19 protein-coding genes, 1 tRNA gene, 2 rRNA genes and 1 pseudogene (1 of these 23 only partly in view) are annotated in these 21,979 nt (G+C 59.0%); 9 read left to right on the top strand and 14 right to left on the bottom strand.

The features are described from left to right. Positions 1–562 precede the first annotated feature (562 nt). Complete coding sequence (locus GYM54_RS18600; RefSeq protein ID WP_197446049.1) at positions 563–1,798, top strand: hypothetical protein; 1,236 nt, start codon at positions 563–565, stop codon at positions 1,796–1,798. A 278-nt stretch (positions 1,799–2,076) separates the two neighbouring features. Next, on the top strand, positions 2,077–2,775 hold the full coding sequence (locus tag GYM54_RS18595) for a DNA-3-methyladenine glycosylase (RefSeq protein ID WP_131650982.1): 699 nt from the start codon (positions 2,077–2,079) through the stop codon (positions 2,773–2,775). A 10-nt stretch (positions 2,776–2,785) separates the two neighbouring features. Here the strand turns inward: GYM54_RS18595 and GYM54_RS18590 are convergent, their stop codons facing one another. From GYM54_RS18590 to GYM54_RS18580, 3 genes are all read right to left on the bottom strand, one after another. Beyond that, on the bottom strand, positions 2,786–3,904 hold the full coding sequence (locus GYM54_RS18590; RefSeq protein WP_197446050.1) for a metallophosphoesterase: 1,119 nt from the start codon (positions 3,902–3,904) through the stop codon (positions 2,786–2,788). A gap of 391 nt (positions 3,905–4,295) precedes the next feature. Then, positions 4,296–4,490 carry a hypothetical protein gene (locus GYM54_RS18585; protein WP_197446051.1) on the bottom strand — a complete coding sequence of 65 codons (195 nt, stop codon included), beginning with the start codon at positions 4,488–4,490 and terminating at the stop codon, positions 4,296–4,298. A 64-nt stretch (positions 4,491–4,554) separates the two neighbouring features. Then, positions 4,555–5,463, bottom strand: coding sequence for a LysR substrate-binding domain-containing protein (locus GYM54_RS18580; protein ID WP_197446052.1), 909 nt, complete (start codon positions 5,461–5,463; stop codon positions 4,555–4,557). 101 nt (positions 5,464–5,564) lie between these two features. Here GYM54_RS18580 and GYM54_RS18575 point away from each other — a divergent pair, with 101 nt between their 5' ends. The 4 genes from GYM54_RS18575 to GYM54_RS18560 all read left to right on the top strand — a co-directional run bounded on the left by GYM54_RS18575 (position 5,565) and on the right by GYM54_RS18560 (position 8,091). Beyond that, the gene (locus tag GYM54_RS18575; protein WP_231752259.1) at positions 5,565–6,788 is read left to right on the top strand and encodes an MFS transporter; all 1,224 of its coding nucleotides are present in this window, start codon (positions 5,565–5,567) and stop codon (positions 6,786–6,788) included. Positions 6,789–6,822: 34 nt separating this feature from the next. Next, positions 6,823–7,674 (top strand): 2,5-didehydrogluconate reductase DkgB, encoded by an 852-nt coding sequence (dkgB, locus tag GYM54_RS18570; RefSeq protein WP_231752260.1) that lies wholly within the window; start codon positions 6,823–6,825, stop codon positions 7,672–7,674. Between the two features lie 36 nt (positions 7,675–7,710). Further along, positions 7,711–7,787, top strand: a tRNA-Met gene (locus tag GYM54_RS18565). 76 nt (positions 7,788–7,863) lie between these two features. After that, positions 7,864–8,091, top strand: a complete 228-nt coding sequence (locus tag GYM54_RS18560; RefSeq protein ID WP_197446053.1) for a hypothetical protein — start codon at positions 7,864–7,866, stop codon at positions 8,089–8,091. A 256-nt stretch (positions 8,092–8,347) separates the two neighbouring features. Here the strand turns inward: GYM54_RS18560 and GYM54_RS18555 are convergent, their stop codons facing one another. Continuing rightward, entirely contained in the window at positions 8,348–9,340 is a 993-nt protein-coding gene (locus GYM54_RS18555; RefSeq protein WP_197446054.1) for a hypothetical protein, read from the bottom strand. A 390-nt stretch (positions 9,341–9,730) separates the two neighbouring features. Then, positions 9,731–10,135, bottom strand: coding sequence for a VOC family protein (locus GYM54_RS18550; protein ID WP_197446055.1), 405 nt, complete (start codon positions 10,133–10,135; stop codon positions 9,731–9,733). A gap of 59 nt (positions 10,136–10,194) precedes the next feature. On the opposite strand from GYM54_RS18550, the gene GYM54_RS18545 reads away from it, so the two are divergent. Next, positions 10,195–10,497 carry a putative quinol monooxygenase gene (locus GYM54_RS18545; RefSeq protein WP_197446056.1) on the top strand — a complete coding sequence of 101 codons (303 nt, stop codon included), beginning with the start codon at positions 10,195–10,197 and terminating at the stop codon, positions 10,495–10,497. A gap of 258 nt (positions 10,498–10,755) precedes the next feature. Here the strand turns inward: GYM54_RS18545 and GYM54_RS18540 are convergent, their stop codons facing one another. The 4 genes from GYM54_RS18540 to otsB form a co-directional block, all read right to left on the bottom strand. Continuing rightward, the gene (locus GYM54_RS18540) at positions 10,756–11,667 is read right to left on the bottom strand and encodes a DMT family transporter (protein ID WP_197446057.1); all 912 of its coding nucleotides are present in this window, start codon (positions 11,665–11,667) and stop codon (positions 10,756–10,758) included. Then, on the bottom strand, positions 11,667–12,314 hold the full coding sequence (gene can, locus GYM54_RS18535; protein ID WP_197446058.1) for a carbonate dehydratase: 648 nt from the start codon (positions 12,312–12,314) through the stop codon (positions 11,667–11,669). The genes GYM54_RS18540 and can overlap by 1 nt, the downstream gene beginning before the upstream one ends. Before the next feature lie 80 nt (positions 12,315–12,394). Beyond that, on the bottom strand, positions 12,395–13,804 hold the full coding sequence (gene otsA / locus GYM54_RS18530; RefSeq protein ID WP_131650971.1) for an alpha,alpha-trehalose-phosphate synthase (UDP-forming): 1,410 nt from the start codon (positions 13,802–13,804) through the stop codon (positions 12,395–12,397). Positions 13,805–13,818: 14 nt separating this feature from the next. Beyond that, the gene (gene otsB / locus GYM54_RS18525; RefSeq protein WP_197446059.1) at positions 13,819–14,595 is read right to left on the bottom strand and encodes a trehalose-phosphatase; all 777 of its coding nucleotides are present in this window, start codon (positions 14,593–14,595) and stop codon (positions 13,819–13,821) included. A 184-nt stretch (positions 14,596–14,779) separates the two neighbouring features. Between otsB and GYM54_RS18520 the strand changes: the two genes are divergently transcribed. After that, positions 14,780–15,322 carry a hypothetical protein gene (locus tag GYM54_RS18520; protein ID WP_197446060.1) on the top strand — a complete coding sequence of 181 codons (543 nt, stop codon included), beginning with the start codon at positions 14,780–14,782 and terminating at the stop codon, positions 15,320–15,322. 105 nt (positions 15,323–15,427) lie between these two features. Here GYM54_RS18520 and rimI read toward each other — a convergent pair whose 3' ends face one another. From rimI to GYM54_RS18505, 3 genes are read right to left on the bottom strand one after another with little or no spacing between them, the layout of a single operon-like run. Further along, positions 15,428–15,880, bottom strand: coding sequence for a ribosomal protein S18-alanine N-acetyltransferase (gene rimI, locus GYM54_RS18515; RefSeq protein WP_181105368.1), 453 nt, complete (start codon positions 15,878–15,880; stop codon positions 15,428–15,430). A 23-nt stretch (positions 15,881–15,903) separates the two neighbouring features. Beyond that, a complete protein-coding gene (locus GYM54_RS18510) occupies positions 15,904–16,731 on the bottom strand; it encodes an energy transducer TonB (RefSeq protein WP_197446061.1) in 828 nt (275 codons plus the stop codon). Further along, positions 16,728–18,275, bottom strand: coding sequence for a 2-isopropylmalate synthase (locus GYM54_RS18505; RefSeq protein WP_131650966.1), 1,548 nt, complete (start codon positions 18,273–18,275; stop codon positions 16,728–16,730). The genes GYM54_RS18510 and GYM54_RS18505 overlap by 4 nt, the downstream gene beginning before the upstream one ends. 148 nt (positions 18,276–18,423) lie before the next feature. On the opposite strand from GYM54_RS18505, the pseudogene GYM54_RS21785 reads away from it, so the two are divergent. Continuing rightward, positions 18,424–19,052, top strand: a pseudogene (locus tag GYM54_RS21785) (hypothetical protein); the annotation flags it as partial. Positions 19,053–19,559: 507 nt separating this feature from the next. Here GYM54_RS21785 and rrf read toward each other — a convergent pair. Both rrf and GYM54_RS18495 read right to left on the bottom strand, forming a co-directional pair. Then, positions 19,560–19,675: ribosomal RNA gene (gene rrf / locus GYM54_RS18500) — 5S ribosomal RNA — on the bottom strand. Positions 19,676–19,831: 156 nt separating this feature from the next. Beyond that, positions 19,832–21,979 (bottom strand): 23S ribosomal RNA (locus tag GYM54_RS18495); it runs 745 nt beyond the window's last position.

Raw genomic sequence — 21,979 nt, 5'->3', positions numbered from 1 at the left:
CACGACCAGTGAGGCTGGCCAGCGAGGCGCGCTCGTCCCGATGCTCCCACGGCGTTAGTCCCTCTTTTCAATCGAATAGGGGATACGCCTGGCTGCGTATGCGCGAGCATGATGGTGCGACACGACTGAGATAAAACAAGTGCGTGCCCAGGACAGATTAGGCGAGGAATGAACCGGGGCTTTTCACAGCCCTTCTTGCGCTCCTGCCTGTCGCCCGCAGCATTTGCCTCAGATGGCTTTCAATGCTGAGACAGACCAGCCCCAGCGCATGGCAGAGGCTGTGCCGGCTCCGCCAGGCAATGATACTCAGAGGTCTGTCATGTCAGCCGCACCAAGGACACGCGTCACCACTCTCCGTGACCGCATTAAGCGCAACAGTACGGTCATTACCGAATCTGGATCAAAGAACACCCAAGACCGGATCAGGGCAGCTCCGATGGGGCCATCGAGGTCGACCAGGTGGGGACGGGAAATAGGGCTATGGTTCTTCAAAGTCCGACACAGTCGTAATCAGTCAGGACTGATTTCCGTAAGCAGAAGCACACCTAATCGGAGCTACATCATGCGCACCCTGAAGCCGCTTGCCCTTGCTGTGATTGCTGCAATGTCCTCACCGGCATTCGCAGCTCAAAACTCGGCCGACGTTGATCAGTCCGGCGTCTCGCTGATAGCCACTGTCACACAGACAGGTGGTATCGATAACACAACCTCAATCACCCAGCGCGGCGTGTCCAACGAAGCGGTTGCCGTCCAGCTAAGTGGTATAGGCGACTCGATCAATCAATACCAGCAAGGCAGCGCTAACTACAGCGAAGCGCGTCAATCGGACAACATCGTAGCGGGCCTCGCCTCAGGCAACATGATCCTGCAGCACCAGGCCGTTGGTTCTGGGAATGTCGCGAACGCCACTCAGACCAATTCAACCGGCAGTGTCATTTCACAAGGCCAACATGGCAGCTCGAACTCTGCGGAGGGTACCCAGTCGGACTCCGTCGGAGCAGAGCTCTACCAGCTGCAAGTAGGCGACGGGAATTCTACTACCGCGAGCCAATCATTCGGCGAAGCAAAATCTACCAGCCAACAGTACGGTAACGACAATGTCAGCAATACCCTCCAAAACGATGCCTTAGGCGACACGGCCTATGTTTGGCAGGATGGCACTGCGAACATTGCCAGCGTGAGGCAGGACTTCGGCAATGTCTCTGATGCCACGATTTTGTCCTTTGGCATTGGCAATTCGGCGACAGTGGTTCAGTCCTCTGCCATCGCCTCGAAAGCCGAGATTGAAGGCACTGGCAACTACAACAGCGCGACGGTCACCCAATCCGATATCTTGATGAATTTCTCGAGCGAGCAGAATGGCGACCGCAACGAAGTCGTAGCGAGCCAAGGAGGCCGGCAGAACACATCCGTTTCTTCCCAGACCGGCAATGACAACGCAATCGAACTTGCACAAGCCGGCAGAGACAGCAGCGTCGCCATAGTGCAGACCGGCAATCGCAACACGGCCAGCCTCTCGCAGACCGCGGTCGGCAACGTATTGAATGCCGTGACAACAGGAAACGACAACAGCATCGTGACCGTTCAGGTTGGAGAGGGTGAGGTAAACGAACTGGATCTGGAGCAGAACGGTGAGAGCAACATCATCCAGGCCTCGCAATTCAACGAGGGCAACTACGCGCTTGTCAGCCAAGCCGGCACTGCAAACTTTGCAGACGTTTCGCAGTATGGCGCCAGCGACAGTGCCAGCGTTCTCCAGAGTGGCTCTACCAACTCGGCGCGCGTAGTGCAGCGCTAAAGCTTATTGCCGCCGGCAGTCGCGGTGCTGCCGGGCCGGCACTAGCTCAGTACGTTATCTCTAAGCGAATCTTCCAGATTGGCACTCGCTGATTGCACCACCCCAAAGCCTCGCTAACGCGAGGCTTTTAGGGCCGAACCACCCGCTCTGAAACACCGAAAAATAGCTCTGTCCCGGACATCTGTCTGACGACCGGCACGGAAACCATTCATCAGACGCGGAATATTCGCCCTGCATATGCGGTCGGAACAGGCAGACTTGCCGAAGCCGGAGCGCAGATGAACAGCCTTACCGAACCGCCATCACAGTTTCTCGACGACGCTTTCTTCGACCGGGACGCGCAGCTAGTCGCCCAGGATCTGTTGGGAACCGTGATTCGCCATTGCGTCGATGGGCTGTGGTTGTCGGCTCGCATCATCGAGACCGAAGCCTATTACGTCGACGAAAAGGCCAGCCACTCCTCGCTCGGCTACAGCCCGTCGCGGCGCGCGATGTTCATGCCGGCCGGCCATCTCTATCTGTATTACTCGCGTGGCGGGGATTCGCTGAACTTCAGCGTGCAGGGTGACGGCAACGCGGTGTGCATCAAGGCCGGCTACCCCTGGGTCGACTCGCTGTCATGCGAAGAATCCATTGCCCGAATGCGCAACAACAGCCCGGCCGCCGCTGGCGGACCGCGACCATTGACCCGCCTTTGTTCCGGCCAGACCCTGTTGTGCAAGGCATTGGGCTTGACCGTCACGGAGTGGAACACCCAGCGCATGGACCCTGCCCGGCTGCGCGTGGACGACATCGGTGCGCGTCCCGACATCATCCAGACCACGCGGCTGGGCATCCCGGCCGGTCGCGACGAGCATCTACCGTACCGTTTCGTCGATGCGGGCTTCGCCGCGCACTGCACGCGCAATCCGCTGCGCCGTGGACAACTGGAAGGCCAGGACTACGTCATGCTGCGCCGCGAGCTGTTGGCGAGTTAGTCAGCGACGCCTAGTCGTCGGCTCTCACCAGACGAATCCGGGTGATTTCCGAAGGGGCCCCGAAGCGCAGTGGCGGCCCCCAGTAGCCGGTGCCGCGACTGATGTAGACCTGCATCTCGCCGACACGCTGTAGCCCTGCCACCCAGGGCTGCTGCCACTGCACGAAGTGCATCCAGGGCCAGAATTGCCCGCCGTGCGTATGACCGGACAGCTGCAGATCGCAGCCCGCCTCCAGCGCGGCCTTCGCCGAACGCGGCTGATGCGCCAGCAGAATGCGCGGTATGTCGTTCGGGGCGCCAGCGAATGCCGCAATCGGATCGCTGCGATGGCTGGGCCTGAACAGTTCAGCCGAATAGTCAGCGATACCCGCCAGCACCAGCCGGGCGCCGCCGTGTTCGATTTGGACGTGGCGATTGAGCAGCACCACCATTCCCAGCCGCTCGAACTCAGAGATCCAGCTGTCCGCGCCTGAGTAATACTCGTGATTGCCTGTCACCACGTACACACCGTGCCGAGCGCTTAGCTGCGCCAGCGGTGCGATATCTTCAGCCAGGTCGGCAACGCTGCCGTCCACCAGGTCGCCGGTGATCACGATGAGATCAGGCGAGAGTCCATTGACTCGCTTTACGATCGCATCGATATAGCCCTGCTTGATCGTCGGGCCCACGTGGATGTCGCTGAGCTGCACGATGCTGAACCCTTCCAGCGCGGCAGGCAGGTTCCGCAAAGAGATGCCGCGCTCGACTACCCGAGCCGTTCGCCGTGCGTTGAGCAATCCGAACAGCGTCACGACCGCCACCGCAGCGATGACGCCAAGCGCCGAGCCCTGCGCTAAGCCCGACGACTCCCAACCCAGCAGCGATGCCAGTGCCAACGTAAACGCGCGCAGCAGTGAAAATATCGACAGGCTGGAAAATATCCCCATCGCCAGCAATCCGGACCACGCCAGCAACGTGTTGCCAGCCCCTCGCACCAGCACGCCGTAGCGCATCAGCACAGCAGACAGTGCGAGGTATACCCAAGCCAGAACGCTGCCGAGCAGCCCGAACGGGAGATCCGGAATCAGCGTGACGCCAACGAACACATGCAGGCCAATCAGCAATACTCCAACCAACAGTCGCCTGCTCATGCACTTCGTCTCTGGAGAAAAGGAGGACACGCCTGGATGCGCAGCGTACTTCTCTGACTGTGTTCTAGCTCGAATTCGCCGGCGCTCATGTTTTCAGCGCCTCGATCACGCTGCATTCGACGCTTGCGATACCGTCGTTCTGCTTTTCGAGTACAGCGGAGCGGTTGCTGGAGCGCCATAGTAGGGACTGTCACCGGTCGGACGAGTAGCCCGCCCGGTCGGAGGCAAGACTCTCAAAGGTAGGGCGCCCATGCAGACGCATGGGCACGCTCAGCATATTCCGCGCAGACCTAGGCGCTAGCAGTGTGGTCGACCTACCGATGAATCCTCTGAGACTGGCCAGCGCTCAAGCCACGTTGCAACCCGACGCATCGCCAGAAGACAACCGCAGCTACATCACCCCTGGCTCGGGCATCGGGTCGGGTGGCGGCGGCTCTTTCTCCAGCTGTTCGAGCACCTCGTCGGGCAAGGTGTCGCCGTCGTCTAGTTCAGTATCGCTCTCGGCGTCATCGAGATCGTTCAGAGGCGACTCGTCCGCCAACCACGGATGCAGCGGCGGATCGCTTGGAAAGGCTGTGCTGAGCATGAGGGTCTCCTCGCAGGTATGCCTGCAAAGTTAGGCAGGCACTGATCTGCATCGTTCGAACCGGTCATCCGTGACGCGTCCAGGCCTGCTCCGCCAGGCACTCGCTGAGGTAATCGAGAAAACAGGTGATGCGCGCAGCGAGCGCGGTATTGCGGTAGTACACCGCGTGGATCGGCTGCAGCACCCTGACATTCGCCTCGGCCAGCACTTCGACCAGTGCGCCCTCGGCGCGATCGCGCGCGGTCATGAAGTCAGATAAGCAAGCGATGCCTTGGCCGGCCAGCGCCAGCTGCCTCACGGTCTCGCCGCTCGATGCCCACAAGCTCGGCACGATGGACCAGGTCTCGCCGAGCGGATGACGCAGCGGCCAGTGATTGAGACTTTCCGGCTGGGTGAAGCCGATCAGGCTATGCGCAGCCAAATCCTCTACCTGCTGCGGCGCACCCCGGGCTGCCAGATACGTGGGACTCGCCACTGCACGCAAACGACTACGCCCCAGCGGCCGCGCATGCAAGGTGGAATCCCGCAGCGGACCGTGGCGCAGCGCCAGGTCGGTGCGATGCTCGAGCAGATCGATGATCTGATCGCTGCTATTCAGTTCCAGCTCGATGTCCGGATAGCGCTCGCGGAACCCACCTGTCAGCGGCACCAGCACATGCAGCATGAAGGGTGCCGAAGCATTGACCCGCAGCCTTCCCGCCGGACGCTGCAAACGACGCGACATCTGCTCCTCGGCTTCCTCTACCGCATCAAGAATCCGCCTGGCCTGAATCAGATAGGCCGCGCCCTCCTCCGTCAGCTCCAGGCGCCGGGTCGTGCGGCGCAACAGCGTGGTGGCGAGCTTGGCTTCCAGCCGGCTCAGCGCACGGCTGACACCCGAGGCGGTCTGCCCCAGCTGCATGGCCGCGCTGGAGATGGAGCCGGTATCGATGACGGCCGTGAACGCCTGCAACTCGTCGAGCGTGGTTTTCATCTGTGACTCGCAGTCAATTATGTTTGGCCTGAGCCCCGGTTTTTCCGCATGAGTCTGCGGTAGACACTGCGCGCCATGCAATCCAACCGGAGTTTCATCCCATGCCCATCGCTTTGCTCGCGCTGACCCTCAGCGCATTCGCCATCGGCACGACGGAGTTCGTCATCGTCGGCCTGATCCCCACCATTGCCGGCGATCTCGGTGTCAGCCTGCCCTCGGCCGGGCTGCTGGTCAGCCTTTACGCCCTGGGCGTCGCGATCGGCGCCCCGCTGCTCACCGCACTGACCGGCAAGGTCCCGCGCAAGTTGTTGCTGCTGTCGTTGATGGTCTTGTTCACCGCCGGCAACCTGCTGGCCTGGCAGGCGCCGGGGTACGAGTCGTTGATCCTGGCGCGCATCGTCACCGGCCTCGCCCACGGCGTGTTCTTCTCCATCGGCTCGACCATCGCCACCAGCCTGGTTTCGAAAGAAAAAGCCGCGAGCGCCATCGCGATCATGTTCACCGGGCTCACCGTCGCCCTCGTGACCGGCGTACCGCTCGGTACCTTCATCGGTCAGCAGTTCGGCTGGCGGGAAACCTTTCTCGCCGTATCCCTGCTCGGGGTGATAGCCTTTATCGGCAGCCTGCTCTTCGTGCCGCGCGACATCCAGCACAGCAAACCCGCCTCACTCGTCCAGCAGCTGGCCGTACTGAAGCAGCCGCGCCTGCTCCTGGTCTACGCCATGACCGCGGTCGGCTACGGCGGTACCTTTATCGCGTTCACCTTTCTCGCGCCGATCCTGCAAGAGATCAGCGGCTTTGGCGAAGGCGCGGTGAGTCTGGTTCTGCTCGTCTATGGTGTCTCGGTGGCCGTGGGCAACATATGGGGCGGCAAACTGGCCGACCGCCGCGGGCCGATCAGCGCGCTCAAACTGATCTTCACGCTCCTGGCGGTCGTGCTGTTCGCCCTCACCTTCACCGCCGGCAATCCCTGGCTGGCGCTGGCCACCATACTGCTCTGGGGCGCCGTGGCCTTCGGCAACGTGCCCGGTTTGCAGGTCTACGTGGTGCGCCAGGCCGAGCACTACACACCGAACGCCGTGGACGTCGCCTCGGGCCTGAACATCGCCGCCTTCAACCTTGGCATCGCCGGGGGCGCATGGCTCGGCGGACATATCGTCGCTTCCATGGGTCTCATCCATACCGCCTGGATCGGCTCGCTGGTGGTGCTGGTCGCCCTGGCGCTCACCTACTGGAGCGGCCAGCTGGATCGCAAAGCCGGTACAGCACCAGCCCATACCCCAGGCACCGATACGCACGAGCCGGTACTTACCGCCTCGCATTGAACTCAACCTAAGAAACCTCACAGGAGAACCCTTAATGACCATCCCCGCATTCGGCCTCGGCACCTTTCGCCTCAAAGATCAGCAAGTCATCGACTCGGTGAAGATGGGCCTCGAACTCGGCTATCGCCACATCGACACCGCGCAGATCTACGACAACGAAGCGGAGGTCGGCCAGAGCGGCGTCCCACGCGAGGAGCTGTTCGTGACCACCAAGGTCTGGACCAGCAACCTTGGCGCCGACCGCCTGATCCCCAGCTTGGAGGAAAGCCTGAGCAAACTGCGCCTGGAACAGGTGGACCTCACCCTGGTGCACTGGCCGTCGCCGAACGACGAGCTGGCAGTCGCCGACTACCTGGCCCGGATGATGGACGCCAAGCAGCGAGGCCTGACCCGCGCCATAGGCATCTCCAACTTCACCATCAGCCATATGCAACAGGCCATCGACGCCATCGGTGCCGAGAACATCGCCACCAATCAGGTCGAGGTGCATCCCTTCCTGCAGAACCGCAAGGTCATCGATTTCGCCCGCAGCCAGGGCATCCACATCACCGCTTATATGCCGCTCGCCTACGGCAAGGTGATGCAGGACGAGGTGCTGCAACGCATCGCCGAAGCCCACAACGCCAACCCCGCACAGATCGCCCTTGCCTGGTTGCTGCAACAGGGCTTCGCTGTAATCCCCTCCTCCACCAAGCGCGAAAACCTCGCCGCCAATCTGGCTGCTCAGGAGCTGCGCTTGACCGATGAAGAGATGCAGCAGATCGCCACGCTGGATCGCAACGAGCGCCTGGCCAACCCCGGCTTCGCGCCAGCGCGCCGGCAACGGTCGGACCGGCGGCATAAGCGTTTGAAAAAGCAGGTAGAAAAAGCACACCCGGAGGGTTGACACACAACCGCGCGGCGCGAATAATGCGCGCCACTTGGCTACGTAGCTCAGTTGGTTAGAGCATAGCATTCATAATGCTGGGGTCCGGGGTTCAAGTCCCTGCGTAGCCACCAAATTCAAAAAGGGTTCAGCGAAAGCTGAACCCTTTTTTTGTGCCTGCTGTTTAGCCAGCCGTACCGAGAACGCACCATGAGAAACGACTTCGACAACATCCGCGCCGAGCGCGAAACGCCCTACCGCACCGCCGCTGCTACCCCATCCAATCAATACGCCGGGCTCTGGAAACAGATCGCCATTGGCATCGTGGTCGGGCATCTGTCGCTGGGGTTGATTGGTGCGGTGGTCTGGATGGTGGCGGCGCAGTTGCTGGTTGGGGATGTGCAAATCGTTGCGCCGTGGGCGGGGAAGCAGGGATAAACAACCGTTGCCGCGCCGCTATTAGAACGCATAGTCTTCTGAAAATGCATCTGTGCCTTTTTTCAAATGGAGTGGAATATTTCAACCAACTGAGTGAGCGTGCTATGCAGCAAAAGGGGTTTGCGTAGCAAGAGGTGAGTTGTGTGTCCTTATAATGCTGGTGACAGCGCCAAACGGTTTGATAATGAACTGTCCTGTTAAATTAAAAAATTGATAGGCGCTCAAGTTTGTCGGGTGCTAGGGCTCAGCCGGTGATTTAGAGGCCGCTAAAGAGGTCGTTGTTTTCTTCGATTTCAAGAGCTTCAAGATGTGAAAAGTATAGCTTGGGCCTTTTAGCTACTGTCCTTCCTTTCTCGTCTGTACGATCTACTGTGCCAAAGAGTCTGCAGCGAAGAAATAGAAGGGGCTTATACCGGACAATGCTACCGGTTTCTGGGTAGGCGGTTAAGATATGATCAAGGTATTTGAAGCCCATTGAGTTAGATGTCTTGTTCTCTCTAGTTACCTCGCCTTCAAGAACAACATTCTCTCCATGGCGAAGCTCTGGAAAAAGAGGCTCCTCAGGGTCTTCATCTTCGTCATCACAAAAAATAGATTTGTCATCTTCGGTAATAATTACTTCGTCAACAATAGCGCCATTAATGTCACCGATTCTGAGACTTCTGCCTTCCGCAACTAGGGAAACTAACCCCTCAAGAATTTTGGGGTCGCTTTGAACATATAGGTCAAGAATATATTTGGGAATGTAGAGGTATTCCCCTGCATCATTCTTTATTCCAATTGAATTGTTGTTGTCGGCAAACTTAACGTCTTCAAATGGTTTTTTTTCAATGCGGCCAAGATGCTTTCCAAGACGAGCGAACCACTTTATTGCCGCCAAAGCTTTGCAAAAAATATCTTTTACGCCGAATTCGTCGAAGTCACGCTCTGCCATCTTTTGAGCGGCTTGAGTCAAATATGCAGTTGCTGCTATTCCTAAGCTAGCCTGAACCCAGCCAGACACAGTTTCAGGAATCAATGCTTCCCAAGAACCCTCTCTGACTTTTACAGGTATTTCAAAGTCAACTCCTTTGAAGGTGGGATTTATTTTGACAATGAAGTGCCGAAGAGCATGGTCAAGGCCTAGTAATGCGTCTGCTTGTTTACGGGCATCCATAATCCCTCTTTCTAGTCCTTTTCCATCATATTTGATGTATCCCAGAAAACCATCAATATCTGCGTTAGATTCAACGGACAGGTCGCTACTCATTCTTCCAAAGCTCCCTCTATGGATGCAGGCTAGAAAGTGAAACTAAAGTTAAAGCAAAATCGCTTGAGATTGGATTTTGGCAAAACGCCAGTAGGAAAACTACCGCGATAGCCGAGTCCGGTAAAGAGCTATAGGTGACTACAATGGCCGAATTTCTGGAAAAGATTAGTCTAGCCAGCATAGAGGAAGGACGGAGGCCCTGAATTATAGGGCTTTCTGGCTCAGTAGAGCGGTTCGTAGCGGATTTATAATACTGGGCCAGAGGTTCAGCCCCCAGCGAGCCAAGTTCAAAAGGGTTCAGCAAAAGCTGAACCCTTTTTGGGTCTGCCATTTTAGCCAAACAGCATCGAGTAAGCCTTCAACAAGCACACCTGGCGCTCGTCACCTCACTCAGCTAAACCGCTGCCCCGATATCGCCGGATGATAAAGCGGCTGAACCGTATTCCCCGCAGGATCGAGCACATGAAAGCTATGGGCGCCGTCGCGATGGGCGAAGGGACGGTCCAGCAGGGTGACGCCTTGGTCTTTCAGGTATTCGTACCAAGCGTGAAGTTCTTCCACGCTATCGACGATAAAGCCGTAGTGATCCATTGCCTGGACGCCGCTGCTTTTTTCCGTGGCGCGGCCCAGGGAGAGGTTATCGTTGCCGCAGGTCAGGTAGACAAGATCCCTGTTGGCGCGGTTGAGGACTTCCATGCCCAACACGTCGACGTAGAAACGCTCGCATTCTTCGAGGTTCGGCGCGGTGAGCGCCAGATGACGCAAGCCGTTCAGGCGACCGGGACGCTGTGGCATCTTCTTGTTCCTTTTTGTATACAATCGAGCGACCTACATTAAAACAAAATGGAGTGCTCATGTACTGTCTCATCCTGAAAACCCAACTCGCGCCGGGCTCGTTCGATAAGTTCATGGAGGCGATGCGCGTCAATGCCGCTGCTTCAGTGCGGGACGAACCGGATTGCCTCGTATTCGATGTGGTCCAGGATCTGGCGGATCCAGACCTCGTGTATCTCTACGAGCTCTACCGCGATGAAGCGGCTTTGGCTCACCATAAGACCACCGAGCACTTTCTGCACAGCCGCCCGCTGGTGGGTGAGTTCATCGTCAAGCAGGAGGCCATGAAGGGCCATATGGTTTGCGGTAACAGCAAGCGCTGAAGGACACAGCGATAGAAAAATAGCCGGACGACGACAAGCCCCGCCGAAGAGCGTGAATGCTGTTCACTTAAACACTGTCGACCTGGGCAGGCCTGCGTTTCGGACAGGCCTGCGGCCTGTATTCGCCGCGAGGTCGCGCCTCCCACTGGAGCTGGTGTGCGCCTGCTGCTTTCGAGGGAGGCCTGACCTCGAAGCGAACTTGCTAAGTGACCAGCATGGCGCCGAGGCGGGGCTAACTGCAGACAGTTGGGCTGGGCGTCAGCGAACCGCGCTCCGTAACATTGGCCGCGTCGCCAACAGCAGACCGGCGAAGATGAGCCCACCACCAACCAGATGGAACAGCTGCACCCCTTCCCCCAGCACCAGCCAGGCGAGAATCGCGGTGAATACAGGCATAAGGTAGGTCGTCATGGCTGCCTTCGCGGCGCCAACGGTTTTGACGCCGTGGTTCCATGACAAATAGGCCGCCAGCGAGGCAAAGATGGCGGTGTAGCCGATGGCGGCGAGGTTGGTTGGGGTTAGCGTGAAACCACCGACTTGGCTCAGTTCGTACAGGTAGAACGGCATAATCATCGGTACGCCGAGCAGCATCAGCACGCCCAGCAGCGTCAGCGGTGGCAACCGGAGAAAGCCTGCCCAGCGCCGCAGGAGCAGGGTGTAAAGCGCCCAGACCAGCACCGCCACCAGCATGATCAAATCACCCGCCTGGAACGACAGACCGCTGAATACCTCCCAGCTGCCGCGGCTAATGAGGTAAACCAGCCCTCCAGCCGCAATGGCCATACCGAACCAGGCGCGTCGAGCCGGCCATTCATTCAGCAGCAGACCACCGCCGATGAAGGTGAACAGCGGCAAGCAGGTGTTCACCAAGGTGAGGTTGATGGCTTCGGTGCTTTGCGCTGCCGTGTACAGCAGCGAGTTATAGCTGCTGATGCCCAGCGCAGCGATGATAGGCAAACGCCAGCTTGCCGCGCGTAGCACGGCACGGTGAGCCCAGATCGAGCGCGCGACGAAAGGTAACAGGAGACAGGTCGCCAGCACCCAACGCCAGAAGGACAAGGTCAACGGCGGAATCGCGTCGTGGAAGGCGCGCGCGACCAGTGCATTACCACTCCAGCAGAGCACGGCGAGCAGCAGACCAGCAAAGGCCCATCCTTGGCGGTGCGCCATCAGACTGGCCGGTGCGGGCGCAGACGGTATTGCAGTGGCACCTGTTCCGGGCCGCTGATGGTGACGTTGAGGTCCTTCCAGATTCCATCTTTGATGCCATAGATGCAGCCATGCACGGACAGTGCCTGGCCACGGTGCCAGGCGTTCTGGACGATGCTGGTGTGGCTGACGTTGGCGACCTGCTGGATGACGTTGAGCTCGCACATGCGGTCCACCTGGGCTTCCTCGGTGGGGAAGCTGGCGATGTGCTCGCGGTGCTCGTAATACAGGTCCCGGATGGTGCGCAGCCAGCCGTCGATAAGACCCAGCTGGTCGTCACGCATGGAGGCGCGAACGCCACCGCAGCCGTAATGGCCGGTGACCAGAATGTGCTTCACCTTGAGCACGTCGACGGCGTACTGAATGACTGACAGGCAATTGAGGTCGGTATGCAGCACGACGTTGGCGACGTTGCGGTGGACGAACAGATCGCCCGGCAGCATGCCGACGATCTCATTGGCCGGCACGCGTGCGTCCGAACAGCCGATCCAGAGGTACTCCGGCACCTGCTGCTTGGCCAGTTTGGCGAAAAACGTCGGGTCTTCCTCGTTGATGGCTTCAGCCCAACGCGCGTTGTTTTCGATTAGTTGTTGAAGATCTTTGCTCATCGATAGCCCCTTTGTAATCCGATACGCACGTTACGAACCGGACCACGTTTTGACAAGCACGCCGGCCGGGACGTCACAGGCTAAACAGTGAAGAGCGGATTCGAAGGCACTTCGGCACGCGGTCGGGATGAAAAGGCGCGTAGATCACGCAGGAAGTTGTCGCGCCAGGCATCGAGGTCCGCAGCGCGGATGGCGCGCATCATGTGCTCGTAGCGGTCCTTGCGCTCGGCAAGCGGCATGCGCAGGGCTCGGTCCAGCGCTTCGGCCATGCCTATGCAGTCATAGGGATTGACGATCAGCGCCGAGGTCAGTTCGCGGGCGGCGCCGGCGAAGCGCGACAGCACGAGCACGCCGGGGTCTTCCGGGTCCTGCGAGGCCACGTACTCCTTGGCGACGAGGTTCATGCCGTCGCGCAACGGCGTGACGAAACCGATGTCGGCATTGCGGAACAGGCCCATCAACACACGCCGATCATGGCTCTTGTTTAGGTAATGCAGCGGCGTCCAGTCCAGATCCGATAGCCAACCGTTGATGTGCCCCGCCGCGCTTTCCAGTTGCTGGCGGATGTGCTGGTAGGTCTTCACATCAGAACGGGAGGTGGGCGCGATCTGAATGAATTCGACCGAGCGACGGTGCTCCGGGTAGCGCTCGAGAAAAGCCTCATAGGCCTTGAAACGCTCCAACAGCCCCTTGGAATAGTCCAGGCGATCGACGCTGATGATCTTCTTACGGGCAATGTCCGTGGTGCGCCGCATGGGCTTGCGACGGCCTTTGTAGGATTCGGCCAAGTCGTGGATTTCATCCGGGACCACACCGATCGGATAGACCCCGGCGCGGAAGTTCTGCCCATAGGCGGTCAGGCTGCCGTCGGATTCCAGAATGCCGCGCACTTCACGGGTCATGTAGTCCTGAAAGGCGAGACGATCGGTTTCAGTTTGAAACCCGATGAGGTCGTAGAAACAGAGCGTTTTGAGCAGCTCGTTGTGCGGCGGGATGACGGTGAGAATTTCCGGCGGCGGAAACGGGATGTGAAGAAAAAAGCCGATGCGGTTACGAATGCCCAACTGGCGGCAGCATTCGGCGAAGGGGATCAGGTGGTAATCGTGGATCCAGATGATGTCGTCGGGTTTGAGCAGCGGCTTGAGCTTCTCCGCCAGCATGGCATTGACCCGTCTGTAGCCATCGTATTCCTGACGGTTGTAGCGGGCTAGATCGATGCGGTAGTGGAAGATCGGCCAGAGCGTGGCGTTGGAAAAACCGCGGTAATACTGATCGTAGTCTTGCTTGGTCAACCCCAGGGTCACGTAGGTGATGTTACCGATGGTCTCGCTATTGGTTTGCGGGGAGCTGCTTACCTCACCGCTCCAGCCAAACCAGATGCCTCCGGCCTGGCGCAACGCGTCATAGACGCCCACTGCAAGTCCGCCAGCAGCGACCTTCCCCGCCTTGATCGGCGCTACGCGGTTGGAAACCACTACTAGTCGGCTCATGGATGGTTCTCGCTTCAGTCTGGTTTTATTGGATTTACGGGCTGTTCGGATAGTGCGCTAAGTAGGCTTTCGAGCCAGGCGCCGACGGCTTCTACCGAATCCAGACGCTGCGTGGCTTCGGTCGCGCCGGTGCCGACCTTGATGCTTAACCCGCCCAACTCATTGACAACCTTGAAGCCCGCCTCGTCGGTCAAATCGTCACCGATGAAAACAGGCGTTCGCTCCTTGAAAGGCGCTTCCTGCATGAAGGTGCGAATCACCTCGCCCTTGCTGGCGCCACGCGGCTTGAGTTCGAACACGCATTTGCCTGGCTGCAGGGCCAGCACGTCGCCGTAGCGCCCGATGAAGTCTTCAGCCAGAGCACGAGCGGTATCTTCCAGTTCTGGAGCCAACCGGAAATGCAACGCGAAGGCGACATCCTTGTTTTCCAGAGATAGACCGGGAAGCTCAGCGCACGCTTTTTCCAGCTCTTGGTGGATGCGGTCGAACAGAACGTTATCCAGCGCCAGATTCCGTAACTGGCCTTCGGCAGTACGTCTTTCGGCACCGTGCACACCGGCAGCCGGCAGGCGCAATGGCGAGAGAAGATCGTCGAGCTGGCTGAGCGGGCGTCCCGAAATAACCGCTATGGGGATCTCGCTGACATGCAGATGTTCGAGCGCCACCAGCGAGCGAGGCGGGATGAAAACGAGTTCGGGACGAGGCTGTATCTCAGCCAGCGTGCCATCGACATCGAAGAAAAAAGCGCAGTGGCGGACGTCCAGCCCGGATAGATCATCGGATTCGTTCATGTTTCTGAGACTCTCGATCCTCGCCAGTGGTTCGCTCGTTTTGCAACGCCACAAGGCCCTAAGCGTTGAACGAAGGGCTCTTGCAGCTTGGTTCATAAAGCCTGAACCAGCCAGCGGTCAGCCTGAATCTTCACCGCGACACCGGGTCACAATCTGCAAGACCGCACTTTCGCAGGAGGTTGTCATGAACGATCGCAAGCCCTACACCCCCACTGAAATCGACGATACCGAAGACCGCATGGGCTCGATCGAGCAGCTCGATTTCGATCAGCGTCAGGACGAACGCAAGGGCCGTATCGGTGACGAGGCCCCTGCGCAAGAGATAGAGGATGAGTTCCCGCCGGAGCGTGTCGCCGAAGCCGGCATGTCCTCCGGCGAAGTGCTGGATGACGGCGCCACCATGGATGACCTGGCACCGGAAACGCTGATCAAGGAAGACGGCGCACGTTCGACCCACGAACGCGGCCATGGAGGCCCAGCCGATCAGGATCTGAGTGAAGTTTCCGAGCACCGCATCGGCGCCGGCGTGGATCTGGACGAGGCCGAAGAGGCCCGCTATGACCCGTTGGATGGCAAGGCGTGGGATGGTCCTGCCGATGGCGATCCGGATACTGGCCTAGGTGGTGGCGATGCCGTACTGCACGAAAACGATGACCTGATGGATGACAACGAACTGGGCGGCGACGCCCCACTGGATTCGGGGCGGGACAAAGCGCCAGGGCGGTAATCTCGTCAGGTGACGCTCATCGGGCTCAGGCCGAAAGGTTTCGTCGAGCACCAAACGAAAGGCCGGACTCATTCGAGCCCGGCCTTTTCAATGCCCTTTCGCTGATCAGTCGATCAGGGTGCAGGCCATCACCAAGGCATCTTCTCGTCCATCAGCCGATGGGTAATAGCCCCGGCGGCGCCCCACTTCGTTGAAACCGTAGCGCTCGTACAGCCGGTAAGCCGGTGCATTGCTGGCGCGCACTTCCAGAAAGCATTCTCGACCGCCACGCTCGTGGGCCCGCTGCATCAGGTGTTCGAGCAGCCGCAAACCGAGGCCATGGCCTTGGCTCTGCGGTTTGACGGTGATGTTCAGCAGGTGCGCCTCGTCGAGGATGACGTTGATCACGCCATGCCCGACCTGCTGCTCGCCTTCGAACATGACCCAGCACTCATAAGCCGTTAGCGCATCGGTGAAGATGCCTCGGGTCCAGGGATGGCTGAACGCGGCGTATTCGATTTTCAGGACGGTTTCGATATCCGCCGCGGTCATCGGGCGGAAGCTGACTGCATCACTCATTCAACACTACTCAAGGGAGCCACTCATAAACCGGTTACCCAGCGCGGCATGCTACGACGCATGGCCTTCCACAGCTGCGCCTTGCTTTCAGGCTGCTCCATCAGCTGTTCGAGACCAGGCATGGTCAGCACAAGCCCCAAACCTTCGACGGTGAGCTCGCGATAGCAGCCATCCGCCTCGACTTCGCCGCCGAAACGAAGGGCTGGTGCGCCGATCAGCCAGAGGCAGGCACAACCCATTTCCTCCAGTTCAGCGGCGACCACACCCTGCACGTAATCGCGTGCGGCCTCGATGCCCTGATCGAGGCTGCCGCGATGCAACAGCGGCCAGCGAATCGGCTCGCCGTCACCGACCTGCTGCGGCTTGTCCGGTAGCCTGGCGGCGCGCAGCAAGTCCTTGAGCAGGATGTAAGCTGGGTCACGGCTCTGGAAGGACTCGCCCGTCGGCAGCTCCACCAACAGCAGCACGTTGCCCGCACGCAGCAACTGCAAGGCGAAACGCGGCGGCGGCACTGCGGCTTTTTGCTCGACGGCGGACGCCTGCGCCTCGTCGGATTTCAGGGCCGTTTTTTTTGGCTCGGGCATGGCGATGCGCGGCATAACCGAGCGAACCGCATCTGCCGCCGGGCTCGCCGCGGCAGCCGGTGTAGCGGTTACCGGTTTGGGCGACAACGGGGCCGGCTGCGCGACTGGCTGTTCGAGCTCGATGACTGGCGCGGGTTCGGGTTCAGGCTCGACGAATTGCAGCAGCTCTGGGCGAGAAGGCGCGGCGAAGGGCAGCTCGGTCCGTGGCAGCCAAGTGCTGACCTGCATGGCGTCGAGGAAGGCCCGACGTCGGCTTTCGGTAATCAAACCCCGGTCACCTGCGGATGGGCCTTGGCACCCACCTGCATCAGGTTCAGCGCATTCAGGTAGGCCTTGGCGGAGGCCACGACAATATCGGTATCGGCCCCGTTGCCATTGACGATGCGCCCCCCCTTCTCCAGCCGCACCGTGACCTCGCCCTGCGAATCGGTGCCCTTGGTGATGGCGTTAACCGAATACAGCTGCAACGTGGCGCCGGAATTGGCCACCGATTCGATGGCCTTGAAGGTCGCATCGACCGGACCGGAGCCCTGCGCCGATGCAGGCCGCTCACTGCCGTCCACGCTCAGGACGAGCCTGGCATCCGGCACTTCACCCGTCTTGCTCGATACCTCCAGCGTCACCAGTTTGAAGTGCTCCTGCACATCTTCGGTGAGGGTGTCGGAGACCAACGCCTGCAAGTCTTCGTCGAAAATCTCGTGCTTCTTGTCGGCTAATTCCTTGAAGCGCGCAAAGGCAGCGTTCAGCTCACCCTCGCCGGGCAGCACGATACCGAGCTCATCGAGCCGCGAGCGAAACGCGGCGCGGCCGGAGTGCTTGCCCATGACCATCTTGTTGGCGTTCCAGCCGACCGACTGCGCGGACATGATCTCGTAGGTTTCGCGGTGCTTGAGCACGCCGTCCTGGTGGATGCCAGACTCGTGGGCGAATGCATTGGCGCCGACGATGGCTTTGTTTGGCTGCACCGGAAAGCCGGTGATGCCGGAGACCAGGCGCGAGGCGCTGAGGATATGTTCGGTCTCGATGCGGGTGTGCACGTTGAGCAGGTCCTGGCGGGTCTTGATCGCCATGACGATCTCTTCCAGCGCGGCGTTGCCGGCGCGTTCGCCGAGGCCATTGATGGTGCATTCGACTTGGCGCGCGCCCGCTACGACGGCCGCCAGCGAGTTGGCGACGGCCAGGCCGAGATCATTGTGGCAATGCACGGAGAACACCGCCTTGTCGGCATTGGGAATGCGTTCGAGCAACTGGCGGATGGTGTCGGCATATTGATGCGGAATGGCATAGCCGACGGTGTCCGGAATATTGATGGTGCGCGCGCCGGCATTGATCGCCGCTTCGATGATGCTGCAGAGAAAATCGATTTCCGAACGCCCGGCGTCCTCACAGGAAAACTCCACGTCGGCGCAGAGGTTGCGAGCCTTGGTCACGGCGCGTACGGCCTGCTCGACGACCTGGTCCGGCTGCATGCGCAGCTTGTATTGCATGTGGATCGGACTGGTGGCGATAAAGGTGTGGATACGCCCTGAGTTGGCGCCGGCCAGCGCTTCGGCGGCGCGCTCGATATCGGCATCGACGGCGCGAGCCAGGCTGCACACGGTGCTGTCCCTGATGTTATCGGCCACCGCTTTGACCGCGGCGAAATCGCCCGGACTGGCAATGGCGAAGCCGGCTTCGATCACGTCGACCTTCAGCCGTTCGAGGGCCTTGGCAATGCGCAGTTTTTCTTCGCCTGTCATGGAAGCGCCGGGGCTCTGTTCGCCGTCTCGCAGGGTGGTGTCGAAGATGATGACGCGGTCGTTGCTGCTCATGTCGAACTCCTCTTGGCCAGCCGTGCGGACTCAGGCGGCGCCTCAGGTGTGAATTGTGGCCGGAAACCCACAACGCGGGAAGGCCCGGCTCATTGCGCGAATCCACAATCGGTTTGGGCTGATTTGCACCGGGGCCGGGCAGTACAGTTGGATCCGCCTAGACATCCTGGCCCCGATGGCGAAAAGCCCGAATCGCTTCGAGCTGAACGCGTAGATCCACGGCTTCCTGTCTTAACTGCGCCACGAGCATCGGCTCGGCCTGTGCTTGGATATCGAAGCCTACTTGCGCCACCTCGAACGCCTGGCAGGGCATCCTCAGGACGCCGTCGAAGCCGCGATGGCCAGGCCCCGTCTGCCAGCTGCGCCTGCTCGAATGCGCCTGCTCGAATGCGCGTGCACGACGTGCTGAAAAGCTCGCCAACGATGAGCAGCGCTGATCAGCGTGGCCACAGCGATCGGCAGATTCCGCTGCGTCACACTATGCCGAGATGCCGGCGACCTGGATGAATACGTCGAGCCGATGATCCAACTGGCCGCGTCAGATGGCGCTTCCGAGCAGGGCGTGTGCCGCGTCGAGTAAGTGCTGATGAAGCTGCTCGGCGAGCGGCAGCGACTCGGCCAGTTGGTGGACGACGACCTACCGTTACGCGCTCATGCACGCAACCTTAGATGCAGAGCACTGCCCAGCTGACCTTGCGTCATGCTCGCGTGCTGTTGTTACCGTTACGTGAGGAGACGCACCGACACAACGCCGTGATCCAGGGTGCCACCCAGGCCTGTCGGCCGTCCGCAAGTAACGCCATAGCTGGGTAAATCGTAGATCGAAGCCTTTATCCGCTCCACCAGCGCTGCATCGTTGAGCACACGCTGCCATCGAATTCTATGCTTTCGGGATTTGTCTGATTCGAGCCGTCAGTTGCGAGCGCGACACATCGAGACTTTTGCTGACCAGCTTCACTAGTCGCCCCCGGCAACAAGGACGAGCGCGCAATCCATTTTCGCGAACGGGCAATCTCTACTGCGTCTTGAGGAGTTCTGCTTCCATCGTCTTCTTGCCCAGCATGCAGCTCGCGGATCTGTTTCATCGTGTCGGCCAGCTCCTAGGCCGGCACCACCGTCTCACCAAAGCTGACGCCGATAGGCTGCCTGTGTAGCCTTAGCAAGCTGTTCATAAGCCCTCATAGCCAAGTACACATCGTAGAGCCGTCTCTACAGCTTAATAATTTCTCTGGCGCAAAGACAAACCCCCGACCTTCTTACGAGGGCCGGGGGTTTGGTGTAGAAGCTTGACGATGACCTACTCTCACATGGGGAGACCCCACACTACCATCGGCGATGCGTCGTTTCACTGCTGAGTTCGGGATGGGATCAGGTGGTTCCAACGCTCTATGGTCGTCAAGCAATTCGGTTGCTGCCTCGGGATTTAGCCGCTGCAGCGAATCGGGCATGTGATGGTGTTGCTGTGTTTTGGTTCGCTTTGCGAGCGATGCGTCTTTTCGGTTTGTTTGTCGACTTCAACCGTCTGACACGCAAACATCAAATTGTTTGGGTGTTATATGGTCAAGCCTCACGGGCAATTAGTATGGGTTAGCTCAACGCCTCACAACGCTTACACACCCCACCTATCAACGTCGTAGTCTTCGACGGCCCTTCAGGGAGCTCAAGGCTCCAGTGAGATCTCATCTTGAGGCAAGTTTCCCGCTTAGATGCTTTCAGCGGTTATCTCTTCCGAACATAGCTACCCGGCAATGCCACTGGCGTGACAACCGGAACACCAGAGGTTCGTCCACTCCGGTCCTCTCGTACTAGGAGCAGCCCCTCTCAAATCTCAAACGTCCACGGCAGATAGGGACCGAACTGTCTCACGACGTTCTAAACCCAGCTCGCGTACCACTTTAAATGGCGAACAGCCATACCCTTGGGACCGGCTTCAGCCCCAGGATGTGATGAGCCGACATCGAGGTGCCAAACACCGCCGTCGATATGAACTCTTGGGCGGTATCAGCCTGTTATCCCCGGAGTACCTTTTATCCGTTGAGCGATGGCCCTTCCATACAGAACCACCGGATCACTAAGACCTACTTTCGTACCTGCTCGACGTGTCTGTCTCGCAGTCAAGCGCGCTTTTGCCTTTATACTCTACGACCGATTTCCGACCGGTCTGAGCGCACCTTCGTACTCCTCCGTTACTCTTTAGGAGGAGACCGCCCCAGTCAAACTACCCACCATACACTGTCCTCGATCCGGATAACGGACCAGAGTTAGAACCTCAAAGTTGCCAGGGTGGTATTTCAAGGATGGCTCCACGCGAACTGGCGTCCACGCTTCAAAGCCTCCCACCTATCCTACACAAGCAAATTCAAAGTCCAGTGCAAAGCTATAGTAAAGGTTCACGGGGTCTTTCCGTCTAGCCGCGGATACACTGCATCTTCACAGCGATTTCAATTTCACTGAGTCTCGGGTGGAGACAGCGCCGCCATCGTTACGCCATTCGTGCAGGTCGGAACTTACCCGACAAGGAATTTCGCTACCTTAGGACCGTTATAGTTACGGCCGCCGTTTACCGGGGCTTCGATCAAGAGCTTCGCTTGCGCTAACCCCATCAATTAACCTTCCGGCACCGGGCAGGCGTCACACCCTATACGTCCACTTTCGTGTTTGCAGAGTGCTGTGTTTTTTAATAAACAGTCGCAGCGGCCTGGTATCTTCGACCGGCATGAGCTTACGGGGTAAACCCTTCACCCTCACCGGCGCACCTTCTCCCGAAGTTACGGTGCCATTTTGCCTAGTTCCTTCACCCGAGTTCTCTCAAGCGCCTTGGTATTCTCTACCCAACCACCTGTGTCGGTTTGGGGTACGGTTCCTGATTACCTGAAGCTTAGAGGCTTTTCCTGGAAGCATGGCATCAACCACTTCTCCTTCTAAAAGAAGGATCGTCATCAGTTCTCGGCATTAAGATCCCGGATTTACCTAAGATCTCTGCCTACCACCTTAAACTTGGACAACCAACGCCAAGCTGGCCTAGCCTTCTCCGTCCCCCCATCGCAGTAACCAGAAGTACGGGAATATTAACCCGTTTCCCATCGACTACGCTCTTCAGCCTCGCCTTAGGGACCGACTCACCCTGCGTCGATTAACGTTGCGCAGGAACCCTTGGTCTTTCGGCGTGCGAGTTTTTCACTCGCATTGTCGTTACTCATGTCAGCATTCGCACTTGTGATACCTCCAGCAAGCTTCTCAACTCACCTTCACAGGCTTACACAACGCTCCTCTACCGCTCATCTTACGATGAACCCGTAGCTTCGGTACCTGGTTTGAGCCCCGTTACATCTTCCGCGCAGGCCGACTCGACTAGTGAGCTATTACGCTTTCTTTAAAGGATGGCTGCTTCTAAGCCAACCTCCTAGCTGTCTAAGCCTTCCCACATCGTTTCCCACTTAACCAGGATTTTGGGACCTTAGCTGACGGTCTGGGTTGTTTCCCTTTTCACGACGGACGTTAGCACCCGCCGTGTGTCTCCCGTGCTGACACTTGCTGGTATTCGGAGTTTGCATCGGTTTGGTAAGTCGGGATGACCCCCTAGCCGAAACAGTGCTCTACCCCCAGCAGTGATACACGAGGCGCTACCTAAATAGCTTTCGAGGAGAACCAGCTATCTCCGAGCTTGATTAGCCTTTCACTCCGATCCACAGGTCATCCGCTAA

This window comes from Pseudomonas sp. MTM4 (genome assembly GCF_019355055.1).
Taxonomy (GTDB): domain Bacteria; phylum Pseudomonadota; class Gammaproteobacteria; order Pseudomonadales; family Pseudomonadaceae; genus Stutzerimonas.
Note: the sequence above shows the minus strand (reverse complement) of the source record. Positions and strands in the feature narration are given on the sequence as shown.